The sequence below is a fragment of the Microbacterium sp. P5_E9 genome (assembly GCF_054049175.1).
Map to the genome: position 1 here is coordinate 132,193 of NZ_JBFUMV010000006.1, position 18,050 is coordinate 150,242.

The 18,050-nt window shown below is 69.7% G+C and carries 16 protein-coding genes and 1 tRNA gene; 7 read left to right on the forward strand and 10 right to left on the reverse strand.

Features of this window, described 5'->3' with window-relative positions:
- The first annotated feature begins 33 nt into the window (after positions 1-33).
- Together nudC and ACXJ3V_RS10620 are read left to right on the forward strand one after the other, a co-directional pair.
- Positions 34-948, forward strand: coding sequence for an NAD(+) diphosphatase (gene nudC, locus ACXJ3V_RS10615; protein WP_457100263.1), 915 nt, complete (start codon positions 34-36; stop codon positions 946-948).
- A complete protein-coding gene (locus ACXJ3V_RS10620; RefSeq protein ID WP_457100264.1) occupies positions 945-2,705 on the forward strand; it encodes an ATP-dependent helicase in 1,761 nt (586 codons plus the stop codon). Before nudC ends, ACXJ3V_RS10620 begins: the two co-directional genes overlap by 4 nt.
- 766 nt (positions 2,706-3,471) lie before the next feature.
- Here ACXJ3V_RS10620 and ACXJ3V_RS10625 read toward each other — a convergent pair.
- A complete protein-coding gene (locus ACXJ3V_RS10625; RefSeq protein ID WP_457100265.1) occupies positions 3,472-4,845 on the reverse strand; it encodes a zinc-dependent metalloprotease in 1,374 nt (457 codons plus the stop codon).
- A 138-nt stretch (positions 4,846-4,983) separates the two neighbouring features.
- Here ACXJ3V_RS10625 and ACXJ3V_RS10630 point away from each other — a divergent pair, with 138 nt between their 5' ends.
- Complete coding sequence (locus ACXJ3V_RS10630; protein WP_457100266.1) at positions 4,984-6,114, forward strand: YlbL family protein; 1,131 nt, start codon at positions 4,984-4,986, stop codon at positions 6,112-6,114.
- 57 nt (positions 6,115-6,171) lie between these two features.
- The gene (locus tag ACXJ3V_RS10635) at positions 6,172-9,081 is read left to right on the forward strand and encodes a UPF0182 family membrane protein (protein ID WP_457100267.1); all 2,910 of its coding nucleotides are present in this window, start codon (positions 6,172-6,174) and stop codon (positions 9,079-9,081) included.
- Positions 9,082-9,094: 13 nt separating this feature from the next.
- Here the strand turns inward: ACXJ3V_RS10635 and ACXJ3V_RS10640 are convergent, their stop codons facing one another.
- Genes ACXJ3V_RS10640 through idi form a run of 7 tightly spaced genes read right to left on the reverse strand, consistent with a single transcriptional unit; the run spans position 9,095 to position 14,700 of the window.
- Positions 9,095-9,994 carry a prenyltransferase gene (locus ACXJ3V_RS10640; protein WP_457100268.1) on the reverse strand — a complete coding sequence of 300 codons (900 nt, stop codon included), beginning with the start codon at positions 9,992-9,994 and terminating at the stop codon, positions 9,095-9,097.
- Positions 9,991-10,302, reverse strand: coding sequence for a lycopene cyclase domain-containing protein (locus ACXJ3V_RS10645; protein WP_457100269.1), 312 nt, complete (start codon positions 10,300-10,302; stop codon positions 9,991-9,993). Before ACXJ3V_RS10645 ends, ACXJ3V_RS10640 begins: the two co-directional genes overlap by 4 nt.
- On the reverse strand, positions 10,299-10,637 hold the full coding sequence (locus ACXJ3V_RS10650; RefSeq protein WP_457100270.1) for a lycopene cyclase domain-containing protein: 339 nt from the start codon (positions 10,635-10,637) through the stop codon (positions 10,299-10,301). Before ACXJ3V_RS10650 ends, ACXJ3V_RS10645 begins: the two co-directional genes overlap by 4 nt.
- A 1-nt stretch (position 10,638) precedes the next feature.
- Positions 10,639-12,198 (reverse strand): phytoene desaturase family protein, encoded by a 1,560-nt coding sequence (gene crtI / locus ACXJ3V_RS10655; RefSeq protein WP_457100271.1) that lies wholly within the window; start codon positions 12,196-12,198, stop codon positions 10,639-10,641.
- On the reverse strand, positions 12,195-13,076 hold the full coding sequence (locus tag ACXJ3V_RS10660; RefSeq protein ID WP_457100272.1) for a phytoene/squalene synthase family protein: 882 nt from the start codon (positions 13,074-13,076) through the stop codon (positions 12,195-12,197). The genes crtI and ACXJ3V_RS10660 overlap by 4 nt, the downstream gene beginning before the upstream one ends.
- On the reverse strand, positions 13,073-14,146 hold the full coding sequence (locus ACXJ3V_RS10665; RefSeq protein ID WP_457100273.1) for a polyprenyl synthetase family protein: 1,074 nt from the start codon (positions 14,144-14,146) through the stop codon (positions 13,073-13,075). Before ACXJ3V_RS10665 ends, ACXJ3V_RS10660 begins: the two co-directional genes overlap by 4 nt.
- Positions 14,143-14,700 carry an isopentenyl-diphosphate Delta-isomerase gene (gene idi / locus ACXJ3V_RS10670; RefSeq protein WP_457100274.1) on the reverse strand — a complete coding sequence of 186 codons (558 nt, stop codon included), beginning with the start codon at positions 14,698-14,700 and terminating at the stop codon, positions 14,143-14,145. Before idi ends, ACXJ3V_RS10665 begins: the two co-directional genes overlap by 4 nt.
- Between idi and ACXJ3V_RS10675 the strand changes: the two genes are divergently transcribed.
- A complete protein-coding gene (locus tag ACXJ3V_RS10675; protein ID WP_457100275.1) occupies positions 14,683-15,246 on the forward strand; it encodes a MarR family winged helix-turn-helix transcriptional regulator in 564 nt (187 codons plus the stop codon). The genes idi and ACXJ3V_RS10675 overlap by 18 nt on opposite strands.
- A 62-nt stretch (positions 15,247-15,308) precedes the next feature.
- Here ACXJ3V_RS10675 and ACXJ3V_RS10680 read toward each other — a convergent pair.
- Positions 15,309-15,382: transfer RNA gene (locus ACXJ3V_RS10680), tRNA-Met, on the reverse strand.
- A 90-nt stretch (positions 15,383-15,472) separates the two neighbouring features.
- On the opposite strand from ACXJ3V_RS10680, the gene ACXJ3V_RS10685 reads away from it, so the two are divergent.
- Positions 15,473-15,988, forward strand: coding sequence for a DUF6328 family protein (locus ACXJ3V_RS10685; protein ID WP_457100276.1), 516 nt, complete (start codon positions 15,473-15,475; stop codon positions 15,986-15,988).
- Positions 15,985-16,785, forward strand: coding sequence for a carbon-nitrogen hydrolase family protein (locus tag ACXJ3V_RS10690; RefSeq protein WP_457100277.1), 801 nt, complete (start codon positions 15,985-15,987; stop codon positions 16,783-16,785). Before ACXJ3V_RS10685 ends, ACXJ3V_RS10690 begins: the two co-directional genes overlap by 4 nt.
- A 4-nt stretch (positions 16,786-16,789) precedes the next feature.
- Here the strand turns inward: ACXJ3V_RS10690 and ACXJ3V_RS10695 are convergent, their stop codons facing one another.
- On the reverse strand, positions 16,790-17,992 hold the full coding sequence (locus ACXJ3V_RS10695; RefSeq protein WP_457100278.1) for an aminotransferase class I/II-fold pyridoxal phosphate-dependent enzyme: 1,203 nt from the start codon (positions 17,990-17,992) through the stop codon (positions 16,790-16,792).
- Positions 17,993-18,050: the final 58 nt, after the last annotated feature.

An 18,050-nucleotide genomic window follows, 5' to 3' on the forward strand; every position in this document is an offset into this window, starting at 1 on the left:
CACGGTTCGTCGGTTCGTGCAGAGAGGTCTTCGATGACGTCGCCCGACGGCCTGCTGCCGCCCCTCGCCGGCTCCGGCTTCGACCGGGCGGCCGAAGACCGCACCGTCGAGGGTCTGCTCGACACGCTGCGCGCGGATGCCGCGACCAGGGTGCTCGTCGTCCACGGCGACGCAGCCCCCCTCCAAGCCCCCGACACGCTGCATTACGTGGCACCCGCGGACGCGCCAGGCGACGCAGAGTGGGCGTTCCTCGGCCGACGGCCGGACGGCACCGCCGTCCTCGCAGCCATCACGGCGCACCGACCGGAGGGCGACCCGTTCGCGGCCCCCGCCGGCTGGGCGAGCCTGCGCACCGTCGGGGGGGACCTTGCCGCCGCCGACGCCGGAGCTTTCGTCGAGGCGCTGAGCCTGGGCCGGTGGCTCCTGGAAGCACCGCACTGTCCCGCGTGCGGCGCACTCACCGAGGTGCGCCAGGCCGGGTGGGCACGGCACTGCCCGGTCTGCGGGCGCGAGCACTTTCCCCGCACCGATCCGGCTGTCATCGTCGCGATCACGAGCGCGCACGACCCGGACCTGCTGCTGCTGGGCTCCAACGCCCTGTGGGACGCCAATCGCTTCTCATGCTTCGCCGGCTTCGTCGAGGCGGGGGAGTCGCTCGAGGCCGCGGTCCTGCGCGAAGTGCGCGAAGAGGCCGGCGTCGACGTCCGCGACATCCGCTACCGCGGCTCGCAGGCCTGGCCGTATCCGCGTTCCCTCATGCTCGGCTTCCTGGCCACGAGCGCCGCGGACGATGAGGCCAGGGCGGACGGCGAGGAGATCATCGCCGTCCGGTGGTTCCACCGCGATGAGATCGGCGCCGCGCTCGCGGGGCAGAGTGAGCACCTGCTGCCCGGACGCGCGTCGATCGCGCATCGCCTGATCGCCGACTGGCACGCGGACACGCCGTGAGCACGGACGCGCTCGACGGCCTCGACGAGCGGCAGCGCGAGGCGGCGACCACGCTCCGCGGTCCGGTCGCGGTGCTCGCCGGAGCCGGCACCGGAAAGACCCGGGTCATCACGCGCCGCATCGCCCACGGGATCGAGACCGGGGCCTTCTCACCTGGTCGCGTCATGGCGGTGACCTTCACCTCGAAGGCGGCCGGCGAGATGCGGATGCGACTCCGCGGCCTCGGGGTCGACGGCGTCTCGGCGCGCACCTTCCACTCCGCGGCGCTCGCACAGCTCAACTTCTTCTGGCCCACGCTCGCCGGCGACTCGGTGCCGAGCATCGTCGACAACAAGGTGAAGGTGCTCGCGCACGCCGCCGACAGCCTGGGGATCGACCCGGATGTCGCGACCCTGCGCGACGTCGCAGGCGAGATCGAGTGGCGCAAAGTCACGCTGCGGAGCATCGAGGCCTACGCGCTGGCCCGCCCTGGCGGGGTCGGGCGCCTCGAGCTCTCCCGCGTTGTCGAGCTGCAGCGGGCGTACGAGAAGCTCAAGGACGAGCGCCGCCAGCTCGACTTCGAGGACGTCCTGCTCGCCTGTGCAGGCATGCTCGAAGCCGAGCCGCACATCGCCAAGGCGGTGCACGAGCAGTACCGCCACTTCACCGTGGACGAGTTCCAGGACGTTTCCCCCCTCCAGTACCGGCTGCTCGAACTGTGGCTCGGCGATCGCAGCGATCTGTGCGTGGTGGGCGATGCGAGCCAGACCGTCTACTCGTTCGCCGGGGCGGACGCGCGGTTCCTGCTGGACTTCGAAACCAGGCATCCGGGCGCCACACTCGTGCGGCTGGAGAGCAATCATCGATCGGATGCCGCGATCCTCGCGGTCGCGAATGCGCTCATGCGGGATCGGCCCGGCGCGCTCGTCCTGCGCTCGCCGGCACCGGCGAGCGGCGACATCCCGACGGTGGCGGCCTACCCCGATGAGCAGGCCGAGGCCCAGGGAGTGGCCGCGCAGATCGCCGCTGCGATCGCGAAGGGTGTCGATCAGCGTCGGATCGCCATCCTCTACCGCGCGCACTCCCAATCCGCKGAGCTGCTGAAGGCGCTTGCCGACGCCGGGATCGCGGCCACCGTGCTCGGCGGTCGCCGGTTCTTCGAAATCCCCGAGGTGCGCCAGGCCGTCATGGCGCTGCGCGGTGCGTCGGTCGCGCCGATGGAGAGCGGATTCCTCGACACCGTGCGCGACGTGCTCCGCTCGCTCGGGCTGACCAACGATCCGCCGCAGGCGGGCGGCGCTCTGCGCGACGCCTGGGAGGCGCGATCGGCCGTCCTGCGGCTGGCTCACGAGGCGCCCGAGGGGGCGACCCTGCGCACGTTCACCGACGATCTGGTCGCCCGGGCGAAGGCCCAGGACGAACCGGGTCTCCGCACGGTCACTCTGGCCACCCTGCACGCGGCCAAGGGTCTGGAATGGGATCACGTGCACCTGATCGGCCTGGCCGAAGGACTCCTGCCGATCGCCTACGCGAAGACCTTCGAGGAGATCGACGAGGAGCGGCGTCTCGCCTACGTGGGGATCACGCGGGCTGCGCAAACGCTGTCGCTGTCGTGGTCCAGCGGATCTCGGGGACGGGTGCCGTCCCGGTTCCTCCGAGAGATCGGCAGCGGCACGCTGCGTGCGGCCGATGCGTCCGCGTCGTCTGCCCGCCGGAGGGGACGCGCAGGGTCACCGACCGCACCATCTGACGCCCAGGCCGACGCTCCGCGTCGCTGAGCATCCGGGCCGCGGTGAGGCCCGCTTCCCACATCGTGGCGAGACCGACAGTCGGCGCGGTCCGGCCGAGCAGCTGCGCGGCGAGCTGCGGCCACGCCGGGTCTGCCTCGCAGCGGTGCGCCGCCACGCAGGCGAGGCACGCGGTGCGCCCCGGGCGCACGAAGGGACCGATCTCGACCCGTGTGCCGGTGAACACGATCGGCAGGTGCGGGATGTCGCGGCCCATCAGCATCGCGGCTCGACGCGGTTCGACGAGGTGGTGCGCGAGCATGATCACCGGCGGGTGCGTCTCGTCCTCGTCCGAGATCGCCGATGCGCCGGTGAGGACCTCGAAACCGGCCGCCTCGAACGACTCGCCGACGGCGTCCAGTGCCGGCCGCGCCGGGCGGTCAGGCGGCTGCAGGATCACGCGCGGCGCCCGGGACGCGGCCGGGGTCGCCATCGCGCGTGCGATGCCGCGCACGAACTCGCCGGCCGCCCCGGCCGGCGCACCCAATGCTGCGGCGATCGGCTCGAGCGCGGCATCCGGGATTCCACCCTCGAGCTCGCTCAGGAGCCGTTCCTGCCACACCGCCACCGAGGTGACGATGGCGACCGGGTCGGCGCCGAACTGCACGGTCGTCTCATCGCGCCAGAGCGGCGGGTACGCAGGATCGAGTCGGAGCATGCGCCGATCATCACCCGCCGGGGCGTCGGCGACCGGCCTCTCCACAGAATCCCCACCTCGCGCCCCAGCGGGGCACGAGGTGGGGAGGAGAGGCTGTGATCAGACCGGGCGAGGCTCGTCGGGCGTGTCGTCTTCCGCTGCGGGCGCGTCGCCGGACTCGCTCGCGAGCAGCTGCTCCAGAGCATCGTCGAACGCGTCGCGCGCCGGCTCCTCGCCGCGAGCACGGGCTTCCAGGCGGGCGACCAGCGCCGCGGGGTCGTCGATGTCCTCGGCGGTGGGCATCAGGTCGGGGTAGTCCCACAGCGAGTCGCGGGCAGCGACGCCCACGGCATCCGTGACCGCCCGCCACATGGCGGCCGCCTCGCGCATGCGCCGAGGACGCAGCTCCAGTCCGACGAGCGAACCGAGCGCCTGCTCGGCCGGACCGCCGACGGCGCGCCGGCGGCGCACCGCTTCGGCGACCCGCTCCGCAGAGGGCAGGCGTGACGTGGCGGACGTCGTGACGACATCCACCCACCCCTCGATCGTGGCGAGCAGGTTCTCGAGCCGGGTCAGGGCAGCCGTCTGCGCCTCCGACCGCTCGGGCAGCAGGGCGCCGCTCTCGAGTGCGCTGCGCAGCTCTTCGGGGTTGGACGGGTCGAACCGCGACGCGAGCTCCTCGAGGGCGTTCGTGTCGACGTGGACTCCCCGGGCGAAGTCGGTCACCTGCGAGATGACATGCAGGCGCAGCCAGCGGGCGTGGCGGAAGAGCCGGGCGTGGGCCATCTCGCGCGTCGCGATGTACAGCGCGAGCTGATCCTCGGGGATCTCGAGGTCGCGGCCGAAGTCGGCGAAGTTCTGCGGCAGGATGGCGGCTTCGCCGTCGGGCATGATCGGGATGCCGACATCGCCGCCGCTCAGCACCTCCTTGGAGAGCGTGCCGACGACCTGCCCCAGCTGGGTGGCGAACAGCGAACCGCCGACTGTGCGCATGAGGCGCCCCGCACCTTGAACGAGATTCTGCATGTCGTCCGGGGCCTGATCGCTGAGCGCCGCGGTGAGCGCGTCGGCGATGCTGGTGGCGACGGGCTCGGCGAGCTCCTGCCACACCGGCAGGGTGGCCTCGACCCAGGCGCCGCGCGTGAGGGTGCGCGGCGGGGTCGGCAGCTCGGAGATCGCGGTGGCCTCGCTCAGCCAGAGCGTCGCGAGCGCAAACGCCTGGTCGAGATCCGTGCGCTGCCCGTCGGTGACGCCGAGGCCCTCCTGATTGGCGATGTGCAGCGCCTGCCGCTCGGCCATCTCCCATGAGATCGTGCCGTCGCCTTCGAAGGCGCCCTGCAGATGCCGCATGACGGTCTCCATCATCGCGGGATCGATGCCGAGCCCGGTCAGCCGGGCGAGCTGTTCCGCGTCGATGTTCGAACCGTCGCCGCCGAAGAGCTGGCGAATCAGCTCCTGGAACTCTTCTTCAGGGCTGCTCTCGTCGTCTGCCACTTCAGCCGCCTTTCAGGCTCGTCGGGACCTTGCGTTCTACGCTAGTCCCACGCGTCTTCGCGTCCCCTGGGTTCGGCCTCGCACGTGTACGCCGGTCGCGAACGACAGGCGAATCCCCAGGCAAAGGAAAGGTCCTCCGTGGCGCTGTTCGATGAGAACGTCACCGTCACGCCTTCGCGGCGCCGCGGCATGAGCCGACGCACCCTCGTGGGCGTGTGGTCCCTCTCGATCGCCATGGTGGTGCTGTTCGCCCTCACCGTGCTGCCCACGTCCTACGTGATCCAGCGTCCCGGACCCGTCTACAACACGCTCGGCACCGCCGAGTCCACCGATGGCGAGCAGGTTCCGCTGATCTCGGTGGACGGGGCGACGACCTACCCCACCGAGGGAGCCCTCGACCTGCTCACGGTGCAGGTCGTCGGCAATCGCGAGCGGACGCCTTCGTGGCTCGAGCTCGCGACGGCCTGGTTCGATCCGAGCCGTGCCGTGCTTCCCATCGACGCGGTCTTCCCGGAGGGACAGTCCACGCAGGAGCGCAGCCAGGAGAGCTCCGCGCTGATGGTCGACTCGCAGAAGGAGGCGACCGCAGCCGCCCTCACCGAGCTCGGCTACGACGTTTCGCCGCACCTGTCGGTCAACTCGCTGACCGAGGGATCGGCCGCGAAGGGCATCCTGGAGGAGGGCGATGTCATCGTCTCCGCCAACGGCAGCACGGTGGCCGACGCCGAAGCGCTCCGTGAGATCGTCAACGCCGGCGACGGCGCGCCGATCGAGGTCGCGATCGAGCGCGACGGCGAGCCGCAGACAGTCAGCATCACCCCGCTGCAGACCGACGTGGACGGGAAGACCGTCTGGCTCATGGGAATCACCCTGCTGAGCGACTTCGACTTCCCGATCGATGTGACCATCCAGCTCAACAATGTCGGCGGTCCCAGCGCCGGGATGATGTTCGCGCTCGGGATCATCGACACCCTCACGCCCGGCAATCTCAACGGCGGCGAGAAGGTCGCCGGCACGGGCACGATCTCCGCCGACGGCACGGTCGGTCCGATCGGCGGCATCCGCCAGAAGCTCTGGGGCGCCAAAGACGCCGGTGCGGACTGGTTCCTCGCCCCCGAGTCGAACTGCGATGAGGTGGCCGGCCATGTGCCCGACGGCCTCAGAGTTTTCGCGGTCGAGGACCTCGACGACTCCCTTGCGGTGCTCGACGCGATCAGCGAAGGCGGCGACCTCGACGCGCTGCCGACGTGCAGCACCGGCGGATCCTAGGATTTCGCCCAGCGCGGACTCAGCGTCGCCTCTGGAACGCGCGCCTAGGATGAGAGCGTGACCACGACGTCAGCGCCGAATTCGGCCACACCCTCCCGATCCCGCAGAGTCATTGCGATCAGTCTGGCGATCATCGCCGTGCTGGTGGTGGCTTTCTTCGTCTTCGCCAATCTGTACGCCGATTGGCTCTGGTACGCCCAGCTCGGATTCCAGTCGGTGCTGGCGACCCAATGGCTCGCCCGGCTCGTGATGTTCGCGATCGGATTCCTCGGCATGGCGGTGCCGGTCTGGCTCGCCATCCAGCTCGCCTACCGGCTGCGTCCGGTGTACGCCCGGCTGAGCTCGCAGCTCGACCGCTATCAGGAGGTCGTGGAGCCGCTGCGGCGGCTCGGGATGTGGGGCATCCCCGTGTTCTTCGGCTTCTTCGCCGGGTTCGCCGCGTCGGCGCAGTGGGAGACGACCTGGCTCTGGTTCAACGGCGTCGCCACGACAGCCAAGGATCCGCAGTTCGGACTCGACACCGGGTTCTACCTGTTTGCCATGCCGTTCTACAGCGCCCTGCTCGGGTTCCTCTCCGCGGTGCTTCTGGTCTGCCTGCTCATGACGGGTGTCGTCTCGTACCTGTACGGCTCGATGCGCGTGGGTCAGCGCGAACTGCGGATCTCGAAAGCCGCCCGCATCCAGCTCGCCGTGATCTCGGGCCTCTACCTCCTGGTGCAGGCGGCGAGCCTTTGGCTCGATCGTTACAAGACGCTCGTCGAGCCGGGGGATCGCATCGTCGGGCCGGGCTACGTCGGCACGCACGCCGTCATTCCGGGCCTCGCCATTCTGGCGATCATCGGGGTCATCGTCGCCGTGCTCTTCTTCATCACCGCGATCATCGGCCGGTGGCGCTACCCCCTGATCGCCACGGCGCTCCTCCTCGTCTCGGCGATCGTGCTCGGAGTCGGGTACCCCTGGGTGCTCAACACCTTCCAGGTGCGCCCGAACCAGCTGGCGCTCGAATCCGATTACTACCAGCGCAACATCAACATGACCCAGACGGCCTACGGCATCGACGGTCTCGAGAAGAGCGACTTCACTGCGGCGACGGATGCCGCTGCCGGCCAGCTGCGCGCGGATGCCGCCACCACAGCCCAGATCCGCATCATGGACCCGGCCATCATCAGCCCCACGGTCCGTCAGCTCGAGCAGTACCGCTCGTACTACCAGTTCCATGATCCGCTCGACGTCGACCGCTACAACGTCGACGGCGTGTCGCAGGACACCGTCGTGTCGGTGCGCGAACTGAACATCGACCAGCTCGGGAACGCGGCATCCTGGCAGAACACCTCCCTCGTCTACACGCACGGCTACGGACTGGTCGTCGCGAAGGGCAACGCCCGCACCGTGGACGGAAACCCGGAGTTCATCGAGCGCGGAATCCCGGCCACCGGCTTCCTCTCCGACCAGGAGAACTTCGAGCCTCGGGTGTACTTCGGTGAGGAATCGCCGACCTACTCGATCGTCGGCGCACCCAAGACCACCGCTCCGATCGAGCTGGACTACCCCTCCGGCGGAGACGAGGGGAACGAGACGAAGACCACGTTCACCGGGAACGGCGGGCCAAGCGTGGGAAGCGTGTTCAACCGCCTCATCTACGCGCTGAAGTTCCAGTCTGAGCAGATCCTCTTCTCGGATTACGTCAACGAGGATTCGCAGATCCTGTACGACCGCAACCCGCTGGACCGGGTCGCGAAGGTCGCGCCCTACCTGCAGCTCGACAACGACCCGTACCCGAGCGTGGTCGACGGCCGGATCGTCTGGATCGTCGACGGCTACACCACCAGTGCGACCTACCCGTATGCGACCACGGTGAGCCTGCAGCAGGCGATCACCGATTCGAACAACCAGGCGCCGCGGGTCGCGCTCGACACCATCAACTACATCCGCAACTCCGTGAAGGCGACGGTCGACGCGTACGACGGCTCGGTCAAGCTCTACGCCTGGGATGACACCGACCCGCTGCTGCAGGCCTGGCAGAAGGTCTACCCGACGACGGTCAAGCCGATCTCCGACATGTCGGCCGAGCTCATCAGCCACGTGCGGTACCCCACCGATCTGTTCAAGGTGCAGCGGTACACCCTGGGGATCTACCACGTCGACGACGCGCAGTCGTTCTACCAGCGCGACAACGCGTGGGCGACGCCGAACGACCCGCAGAACAACACCCGCCTGCAGCCGCCCTACTACCTGACGATGCAGATGCCCGGTCAAGAGGCTCCGACCTATTCGATGTTCACGAGCTTCATCCCATCCTCGGAGGGGGAGAACACCCGCAACGTCCTGATGGGCTATCTCGCCGTGGACTCGAACGCGGGCGACGAAGCGGGCGTGAAGAGCAAGGACTACGGCCGATTGCGCATGCTCGAGATCGACGCGCAGACGCCGGTTCCGGGCCCGGGCCAGGTGCAGAACACCTTCGACGCCGATCCACAGGTGTCGGCGTTCATCAACATCCTCCGCCAGGGCCAGTCGGATGTGCTGAACGGCAACCTACTGACCCTTCCCGTCGGCGGCGGACTGCTGTACGTGCAGCCGGTGTTCGTGCAGTCCTCCGGCGCCACGAAGCTGCCGACCCTGCAGAAGGTGCTCGTGTCGTTCGGCAACGCGGTGGCATTCGAGGACACGCTCAGTCAGGCCCTCGACTCGCTCTTCGGTGGCGATTCAGGCGCCGACGCGGGCGACACCGGAGTCACCCCGACTCCGCTCCCGAGTGGCGAGGCTACGCCGGAGCCGTCGCCCTCGCCGTCGGAGCCAGGTGAGTCCGGGGCGCCCACCGACGAGTACCAGACCACCCTCCTGGAGGCGCAGCGGGCATTGCTCGACCGCGAGACGGCCCTCCAGAACGGAAACTGGACGGCCTACGGCGAGGCCGACGCGCGTCTGACGGCTGCGGTCGAGAAGCTCATCGAGCTCGGCGGCTGATCCCCGCTCCTGCTCATCCGGTGCGCAGCGCGTACCAGATGAGCAGGAGCGTGACGCCGAATCCGGCGATCTGGTTGATCCACAGGAAGCGCCGCCAGCCGGCGGTCGCGGCATCCGCCGTCTCGTCGGTGATGTTCCGGAACGGCCATACAGCCGCGAGGTACGGCAGGACGAGCAGAGCGGCCAGCGGCCCGGGCCATGCGCTGCCAAGTGTCATGGCCCCTGCGGCCGCGTAGCAGGCGAGCGCGAAGCGCACGGTCCAGCGCGCACCGCGCGCCGTCGCGATCGATCCGATGCCCGCTTCACGGTCGGCGACGACATCCTGCACGGCGCCGAAGGCGTGGGAGGCGACGCCCCACAGCGCGAACGCGCCGATGAGGGCCAGCAGCTGCCACGTCCACGTCGCACCCGCCAGCACGAGACCGTACACGGCGGGGGAGAAGAAGTGGATGCTCGAGGTCGCCGAATCCGCGAAGGGCACCTCTTTGAGCCGCAGCGGCGGGGCGCTGTAGAACACGACGAAGAAGAGGCTCGCGGCGAGCACCAGCCAGGAGGCGGGCGTACCCACCAGCAGCAGGTAGACGAGGAAGGGCGCGCAGCTGAGCCCGGCTGCCCAGAGGGTCGGGCGATGCATCCGAGGAGTGAGCACAGCGCCCTGCGCACCGCCCTTGCGCGGATTGCGCAGATCCGACTCATAGTCGAAGACGTCGTTGATCCCGTACATCGCGAGGTTGTACGGAATGAGGAAGAAGACGGTGCCCACCACGAGGGTGAGGTCCACCTGCCTGGTGGTCAGGAGGTACGCGGCGGCGAAGGGGTAGGCCGTGTTGATCCAGCTGACCGGGCGCGACGCGACGAGCAGCCGCCGGCCCACTTCCCCGGCGCCGAGCCGCTCCACCTCCGCGGGACTCACGCTCGCACCTTCGTGCGGGCAGGCAGGAGGGTGTAGACCGCCGGCACGAGGAACGCGGCACACAGCGGGTACGCGAAGTCCTCGAGCGGCGCCAGTCCGATGCGCAGGCCGCTCAGGTGCTGGGCGGGATACGTGAAGAGGCCGAGCGCGATCATGATGTTGTCGAAGACGGCGGTGAGCGCGGCGAGCACCACGAAGGATACGACGGATGCCGCCATCCGTCGTCCGAAGCGCGGTCTCCGGACGGTCGTCACGGTGATCACCGCGGTGGCGATCAGAAAGGGCAGGGTCAGAAGGGCGTACCTCACAGAGCACCCGCGTCCTGCGTGTCGCCGCGGCCCAGCACCCGCACTGCGCCGGCCCACACGACGAGGGCGAGGTAGCTGAGGAACGCCAGGAAGAGGGGCTCCTCGAGTGGCAGCTGCGGCGCCAGATCGACGCCGATCAGCAGCGCGCTGTCGCCTTTCACGAAGACCCCCGCCGCGATGCCGAGCGCATCCCACACCAGGAAGAACGCGGTGCCGATGCCGACCGCCGCCAAGGTCCGGCCGGGAGCGATCGGGAGGGCGAGGCGCAGCCGCCAGTCCACGAGGACGACGCCGGTCACGGAGAGCGCGAGAACGAGCAGATATAGGCCGGGCATGTCACGCCCGCGCCGCGACGGGTTCGGGAAGGGGGCCGGGCGTCGCCACACCGCGCAGGCGCTTGATGACCAGCTCGGCCGAGATGAGGCACATCGGCAGTCCGACGCCGGGCAGCGTCGAGGCGCCCGCGTACAGCAGCCCCTGCACCTTCTTCGAGGCGCCATGCGGCCGGAACATCGCACTCTGCCGGAGCGTGTGGGCGAGGCCGAGCGCGTTCCCGCGCCAGGAGTGGAAATCCGCGGCGAAGTCGCCCGGCGCGATGGTGCGGCGCAGCACGACTCGGTCCGCAAGGTCCGGGATCCCGCACCAGTCGGCGAGCTGGGCGATCACGGCATCCGCCGCGTCCTCGACAGGCGCGTCGCCACGCCGTCCGACGCCGCCCCGGCCGAGCGCGGGATCGGCGGGCACGGGCACCAGKACGAAGAGGTTCTCGAAGCCGTCTGGGGCGACGGTCGGGTCGGTGGCACTCGGTCGGCAGACATAGAGCGATGCGGGATCGGGGATGCCTGGATTCGCGCCGAAGATCCGGTCGAAGTTCGCCTTCCAGTCGCGGGTGAACAGCAGCGTGTGATGCGCGAGTTCGGGCAGCGTGCCGCGCACGCCGAGCATCACGAGGAGCGCCCCGGGGCTGGGCGTCTTGCGTCGCCACCACCGCTCCGGAAAGGTGCGCAGCTGTGCGGGCAGCAGCTGCGTCTCGGTGTGGTGCAGATCGGCGGTGGACACCACCAGGTCCGCGGGGAACGTGCGACCGTCACGGAGACGGATGCCGCGGGCCGAGGCATCCGTCGTCTCGATCTGCGCGACCTCGGCACCGGTGAAGATCCGCACTCCGCGGCTGCGCGCGAGGCGCTCGACGGCGCGGATCACTTCGGTCAGCCCACCGCGGGGGTAGAGGACTCCCTCGTCGAGGTCGAGATGACTCATCAGGTGGTACAGGCTCGGCACGCGGTACGGGGAGGCGCCGAGGAAGACCGCCGGGTAGCCGAGGATCTGGCGCAGCCGCGGATCGGCGAACCGACGTTCGATGTGCGCCGAGAGCGTGCGGGTGAGGAGCGGCGCGAGCTGGGGGAGGCGACGCAGGAGCGCCGGATCGCGCAATCCTGTCGTCGTGGCGTACGTGTCGTAGAGGAAGCGCGACACGGCCAGCCGATACGCGTCGCCGGCGGAGTCGAGGTAGCGCTCCAGCTTCGGCCCGGCACCGGACTCGACGGCGTCGAACAGGGCGGTCGCGGCACCGCGACCGGACACGACGTCGAGGGGATCGGCGGCGCCCTCGCTGTAGACGCGGTACGCCGGGACGAGCGGGACCAGGTCGAGCTCGGCGTCGGCTGTGGTGCCGAGCAGCCGGAAGAAGTGGTCGAAGACCTCGGGCATGAGGTACCAGCTCGGGCCCGTGTCGAAGCGGAAGCCATCCTGTTCCCAGGACCCCGCTCTGCCGCCGATCTCATCGCGCGACTCGAAGACGGTGACCGTCCAGCCCTCGTCCGCGAGGAGCGCGGCCGTGGCGAGCCCCGCGATTCCGGCGCCGATGACGGCGGCTCGCCGTTCCGGCGCGGTCATGCGCGCACGATCCGCGGAGCGAAGCCGAGCCATGCTCGCGCCGCGAGCGTCGCCTTGACGAGGTCGGGGACGCGCACGCGGCGCTCGGCCGTGGGTTGCGCGCGCAGCCGGACGACGAGTGCCGCGAAGAGGTCATGCGCCGCCGTGACCGCTCGGCGGCAATCCGTGGGCAGGTACGGGATCGCGGCGGCAGCCGCGGCGAGGTCCGACTCGATCCGGGCGATGACCGCGTCTCGGTCTGCGGCGCACTCCAGTGCGAGGTAGTCACGCCCGAGAGCGTCGGCATCGTGGTCCTGGTCGCGGAGGAAGTTGACGTCCTGGAAAGCGGCACCGAGCCGGCGTGCCCCATCGGTCAGCGTCGGAGAGGCGGAGGTGGGCGAGGCCGCCCCGGCATTGAGGAACACCTGCAGGCACATCAGGCCGACCACTTCGGCAGATCCGTACACATAGGCGTCGTGGGAACGGGCATCGTGGCGGGTGGTGCCCAGGTCGGTCCTCATCGAGGCGAAGAACGGGGCGATGAGGTCGGCGCCGATCCCGCACTCTCGTGCGGTGTGCGCGAAGGCGTGCACCACCAGGTTCGCGCTGAACCCATGGCGGACCGCGTTGAGCGTCTCGACCTCGAGGTCGTCCAGCAGCCGGCGCTCCTCGTCGGGGGAGAGGCCGGCCTCCGCAGCCGGGCCGTCGACGACTTCGTCCGCCACCCGCACGAGGGCATAGACGTTGCGGACGTGCGGACGCACCCGGGGCCCGAGCATGCGACAGGCGAGTGCGAAGGACGTCGAGTAGGCGCTGATGACCGACGCCGCGGCATCCTGCGCGGTCCGGTCATAGAGATCGAGGCCAGTGGGGGCGTCGGTGCGCCGATGCGGGTTCATGGGATGCGGTCCTCGATGCGCGCCGCCAGTTCGGTGATGAGCGCGCCGGCTGCCGGGGGAAGCGCTGGATCGAACGCCTTCGCCCGCACTTCGGTGAGGGTGTCATCGATCATGGTGCGCAGGCGTTCGCGCGCGCCGCTGTCGTCGAGCGCGCGCTGCGCATGCCGCACCGCGTCTGGGCCGGAGCGTGCCCGGCCGAGGGCCCGACGGACCCGCGGCCACGAGTTCGACTCACGGGCGAGGGCGATGAGCGGCGTGCGCTTGGACTCCCGCAAGTCGCTCCCCGGCGCCCGGCCGGCCTGCTCGGCGGATCCGAAGGCGCCGATGAGGTCGTCGACGAGCTGGAAGGCCAGTCCGAGGGCCGCGCCGGCCTCGCCGAGCGCAGCAAGCGCCTCCGTCGATGCGCCGGCGATGACAGCCCCGGCCTGCAGTGGCGCCGAGAACGAGTACACGGCCGTCTTATCCCGCGCGGCCCGCAGCAGCGCCGGGGTGTCGGCGCAGTCCGGCGCGATCGCGTTCTCGACGTCGGCGAGCTCGCCCGCCGCCGAGACGAAGATCGCCTCGTCGAAGAGTTCGAGCAGGCGCTCGCGCAGGGCCGGATCGAACTCGGTGAGCGACACCTGTCTCAGCGCCTCGTGCAGGAGCAGGTCACCGCCGAGGATCKCCGCTGCGTCGCCGAGCAGTCGGGCGTCCGCGGCACCGGCGCCCTGCCCGCGGGCGCGTGCTCGGAATTCGCCGGAGATGTTCGGGATTCCGCGCCGCATGGTGTCTCGGTCGATCACGTCGTCGTGCACGACGAACGCGGTATGCAGGAGTTCGAAGGCCGCCGCGACGGAGTAGAGCCCGGGCGGCGCCTCGGTCTGGTCGGCGAAGGCGTGGAAGGCACGGATCACCAAGGCGGGCCGGAACCGCTTCCCCCCGGCGCCGGCGCGTGCGATCGCATCGCCGAGCACTTCGATCCCGCCGCCGAGGGCCATCGCCCGCAGCCGAATACGTTCGAGCGCGGCGTCGATGGGCTCGTCGACTCGCGTCGAGACAGCCGATGCGGGCCGTACGGCCTGGATGGTCATGAGGCTCGTCGCTGGGACTCGCGCACCGAGTCTCCGAACAGGTGGAGCTGCTCGGCCTGCAGCACCAGCCAGGGGCTGAACGCCCACGGCGTCGCGGCGAGGGAGGCGGCCAGATCCTCCGGATCGACCCACCGGGATTCGACGACCTCGAGCGGGTTCAGCTGCGGCTCGTGGTGCGTGCGCGCCGTGTAGACCGGGCAGAGCTCGTGCTCGACGATTCCCGTCGAGTCGATTGCGCGGTATCGGAACAGCGGGAGCGCGAGCTCCACCTCGTCGAGCGTGATGCCGAGCTCGTACTCCGCGCGGCGATGCACCGCGGCGAGCACCGGCTCGGCCGGGCGGGGGTGGCCGCAGAAGGAGTTGCTCCAGACCCCCGGCCACGTCGTCTTGCCGAGGGCACGACGCGTGACGAGCACCTGCCCGGCACGGTTGATGACGTGGCACGAGAAGGCGAGGTGCAGGGCGGTCTCGGTCCCGTGCACGCTGCTTTTGAGGGCCGTTCCGACTTCCCTGCCGTCGTCGTCGAGCAGGACGACATGGTCTGTATCGATCATGGGCTCTTCCATTTCGCTAGTTTAGCTAGCATTCTTGTTTTCGACGATGATACAAGGAGAAAGAAGGAGGTGTCGATGGCGGATCGCTTTGTCCCGCATACGGAACGAGAGTACGCGGTGATGCAACTCCTCACCGAGATCCGGGCGCTCAGCGACGCCATGGAGCGCATGCACAGCGGCATGAAGGGCGACATGGACATGAATGCCACGGATGTCGCGGCGCTGCGCATGCTGATCATGCACGAGCATCGCGGCAACGCGGTCAGTCCGCACGATCTCGCGGAGCATCTGCGGATCTCCACCGCATCGACGACGAAGCTGCTCGACCGCCTGACCGCCTCTGGGCACGTCCAGCGGCACCCCCACCCGCACGATCGGAGGGCGCGGATCGTCGTGCTCACGGATGAGTCGAGAGAGGCCTTCTACCGGCACTTCGGTGAGCGGCTGCGCGCGATGCGCGGCGCTGCGGAGCCCTATTCGGATGCGGAACTCCACGTGATCACGCGGTTTCTGGGCGATCTGAGCGACGCGCTCGACCCGCACTGAGACCGACCGTGGCCGGGCAAATGAAGAAGGCGCCCCCTGTCGGGGACGCCTTCTTCTTTTCGTTGCGGGGACAGGATTTGAACCTGCGACCTCTGGGTTATGAGCCCAGCGAGCTACCGAGCTGCTCCACCCCGCGTCACAAGTAAAAGCCTAACACGCTCTCCGGAGGGTCACGAACCGAGGCGACGAGGTTGCCCGTCGGACTGGGCGAGCGCAAGGATGGACCATGCCCTCGGACCGCGACACCGATCCTCGTGACGACCGCACGGACGGTCGCGACGAGACCCCGGCGGAGCGCGCCGACCGCAACTGGATCGAGGTGCTGCAGGAGCTGCGGGTGCTGCAGACCGGCACGCAGATCCTCACCGGCTTCCTGCTCGCGCTCGCGTTCCAGCCGGCGTTCGCCGACCTGAACGACGGACAGCGGACCCTCTATCTCACCCTTGTCGTGCTGTCGGCGGTGAGCGCCATCGTCGCGCTCGCGCCCGTAGCCCTGCATCGGGTCGTCTTCCGGCACGGGATGAAGCCCGAAGTGGTCGAGTACGGCCACGCGGCGCTGATCACCGCGCTCGTGACGGTCGCGGTGCTCCTGGTCGGTGTCGTGGCGTTCGTCTTCGATGTCGTGGTCGGCGTCTCGGCGGCCTGGGTGGCGGCCGCCGCCCTCGGGATGCTCCTCGTCGTGCTGTGGATCGTGGCGCCGTTCGTCATGCGCCGGCGGCGCATCGCTCGGGAGCCGCGTTGACCTCCGTTGCGGTCGCCGTCGCACAGTTCGCGCCGACCGCAGACCAGGCGGCCAATCTCGCGGCCATGACGGCACTCGTCGAGACGGCGGCAGGGCGCGGTGCGCAGGTCGTGGTGTTCCCGGAGTACTCCAGCTACTTCATCGACCCGTTCGACTCGTCGCTCCTCGAGCACGCGCAGCCGATCGACGGACCTTTCACCGCCGCGCTGATCGCGCTCGCGTCCAGACTCGGCATCCACATCGTCGCAGGACTGCTCGAGGGCGCCGTCGACGAGCAGCACGTGCGCAATGCGGTAGTCGCGGTGAACGCGTCCGGCATCGTCGCCACCTATCGCAAGCTCCACCTCTACGATGCCTTCGGGCAGCGCGAGTCGGACTGGGTCGAGCCAGGAGTGCTCGGCACGCCCGAGACGTTCCAGGTCGGGGGGCTGAGCTTCGGGCTGATGACCTGCTACGACGTGCGCTTCCCCGAGGTCGGGAGACTGCTCGCGGATGCGGGGGCGGATGTCTTCCTGGTGCCGGCCGAGTGGGTGCGCGGGCCCCTCAAGGAGCACCACTGGCGCACGCTGCTGCACGCCCGGGCCATCGAGAACACGGTCTTCGTCGCGGCGGCCGATCATCCGCCGCCGCTCGGGGTCGGAAACTCGATGATCGTGGATCCTCAGGGCATCGAGATCGCCGCGATCGGGACGGCGACCGACATCGCGATCGCGCACCTCGACGTCGAGGCGGTGGCGCGGGTGCGACGGGTCAATCCGTCGCTCGCGCTCCGGAGGCTCCGAGTCGTGCCGCGCTGAGCGATCAGCTGCGCAAGACGGCGAGACGGGATGCCGCATCTGCGAGCACCTCGACCCGCTTGCACGCCGCAAATCGCACGAAGGTCGCGTAGTCGTGGCGGCGGGCCGGGCTTGCGAAGGCGGTGAGCGGAATCGCCACCACGCCCGCCCGCGCCGGAAGCGCGCGACAGAAGTCCGCGGCATCCGTCGCTCCGAGCGGGGCGGCATCCGCCACCGTGAAATACGACCCGGCCGGCACGGACACATCGAAGCCGGCGTCGCGGAGACCAGCACCGAGCAGGTCGCGCTTGCGGCGCAGCGTGTCTGCGATGCCCGCGAAATACTCGTCGGGCAGCCGCAGTCCGGCCGCGATCGCGGGCTGGAAGGGCGCGCCGTTGACGTACGTCAGCCACTGCTTGACGGCGAGCACGGCGTCGATCAGGTCGGCGGGCCCGGTCGCCCAGCCGATCTTCCAGCCGGTGGCCGAGAAGGTCTTTCCACCCGACGAGATCGACACCGTGCGCTCCCAGGCTCCCGGCTCGGTCACGAGCGGAACGTGCGGGGCGCCGAAGACGAGATGCTCGTAGACCTCATCGGTGACCAGGTACGCGTCATGCCGATGGGCGAGGGCGACGACCTCGGCGCGCACTTCGGCGGAGAACACCGCGCCGGTCGGATTGTGCGGATCGTTCACCAGGATGACCCGAGTGCGGTCGGTCACTGCGGCGCGCAGTTCATCGAGATCGGGCTGGAAGTCTGGCCAGCGCAGCGGCACGGTCACAAGGCGCGCGCCGGCGAGGGCCACCACCGCAGCGTAGGAGTCATAGAAGGGCTCGAACACCACGACTTCGTCCTCCGGCCCAGCCAGCAGCGCCATCAGGGTGGCTGCGAGCGCCTCAGTCGCGCCGGCGGTCACCAGCACCTCACGGGCGGGGTCGAGGCGAACGCCGTAGAACCGCTCCTGATGCTCCGCGATCGCGGCGAGGAGGTCGGGGATGCCCCGGCCGGGCGGATATTGGTTGATCCCGTGCGCGATCGCGGCGCGGGCAGCCTCGAGCACTTCAGGGGGACCGTCCTCGTCCGGAAACCCCTGTCCCAGATTGAGTGCCCCGGTGTGCGCCGCGAGGGCGCTCATCTCCGCGAAGATGGTAGGGCGGATGGATCCATCGGCCCCGACCAGTCCGGCACCTGCTGCCGTGCGTCGCCAGGCCCCGGCAATATCTCGCATCCGGCTCACGCTACTCGCATAGTCGAGTCCCATCGGGGCCATAAGAAATGCACAGCAA

Excerpts from the sequence above, each read along its gene's own strand:
- idi (WP_457100274.1), bottom strand. The coding sequence starts at position 14,700 with ATGATCGATACAGACCATGTCGTCCTGCTCGACGACGACGGCAGGGAA.
- ACXJ3V_RS10685 (WP_457100276.1), top strand. The coding sequence starts at position 15,473 with ATGCCCTCGGACCGCGACACCGATCCTCGTGACGACCGCACGGACGGT.
- ACXJ3V_RS10675 (WP_457100275.1), top strand. The coding sequence starts at position 14,683 with ATGGTCTGTATCGATCATGGGCTCTTCCATTTCGCTAGTTTAGCTAGC.
- ACXJ3V_RS10695 (WP_457100278.1), bottom strand. The coding sequence starts at position 17,992 with ATGCGAGATATTGCCGGGGCCTGGCGACGCACGGCAGCAGGTGCCGGA.
- ACXJ3V_RS10650 (WP_457100270.1), bottom strand. The coding sequence starts at position 10,637 with ATGCCCGGCCTATATCTGCTCGTTCTCGCGCTCTCCGTGACCGGCGTC.
- nudC (WP_457100263.1), top strand. The coding sequence starts at position 34 with ATGACGTCGCCCGACGGCCTGCTGCCGCCCCTCGCCGGCTCCGGCTTC.
- ACXJ3V_RS10660 (WP_457100272.1), bottom strand. The coding sequence starts at position 13,076 with ATGAACCCGCATCGGCGCACCGACGCCCCCACTGGCCTCGATCTCTAT.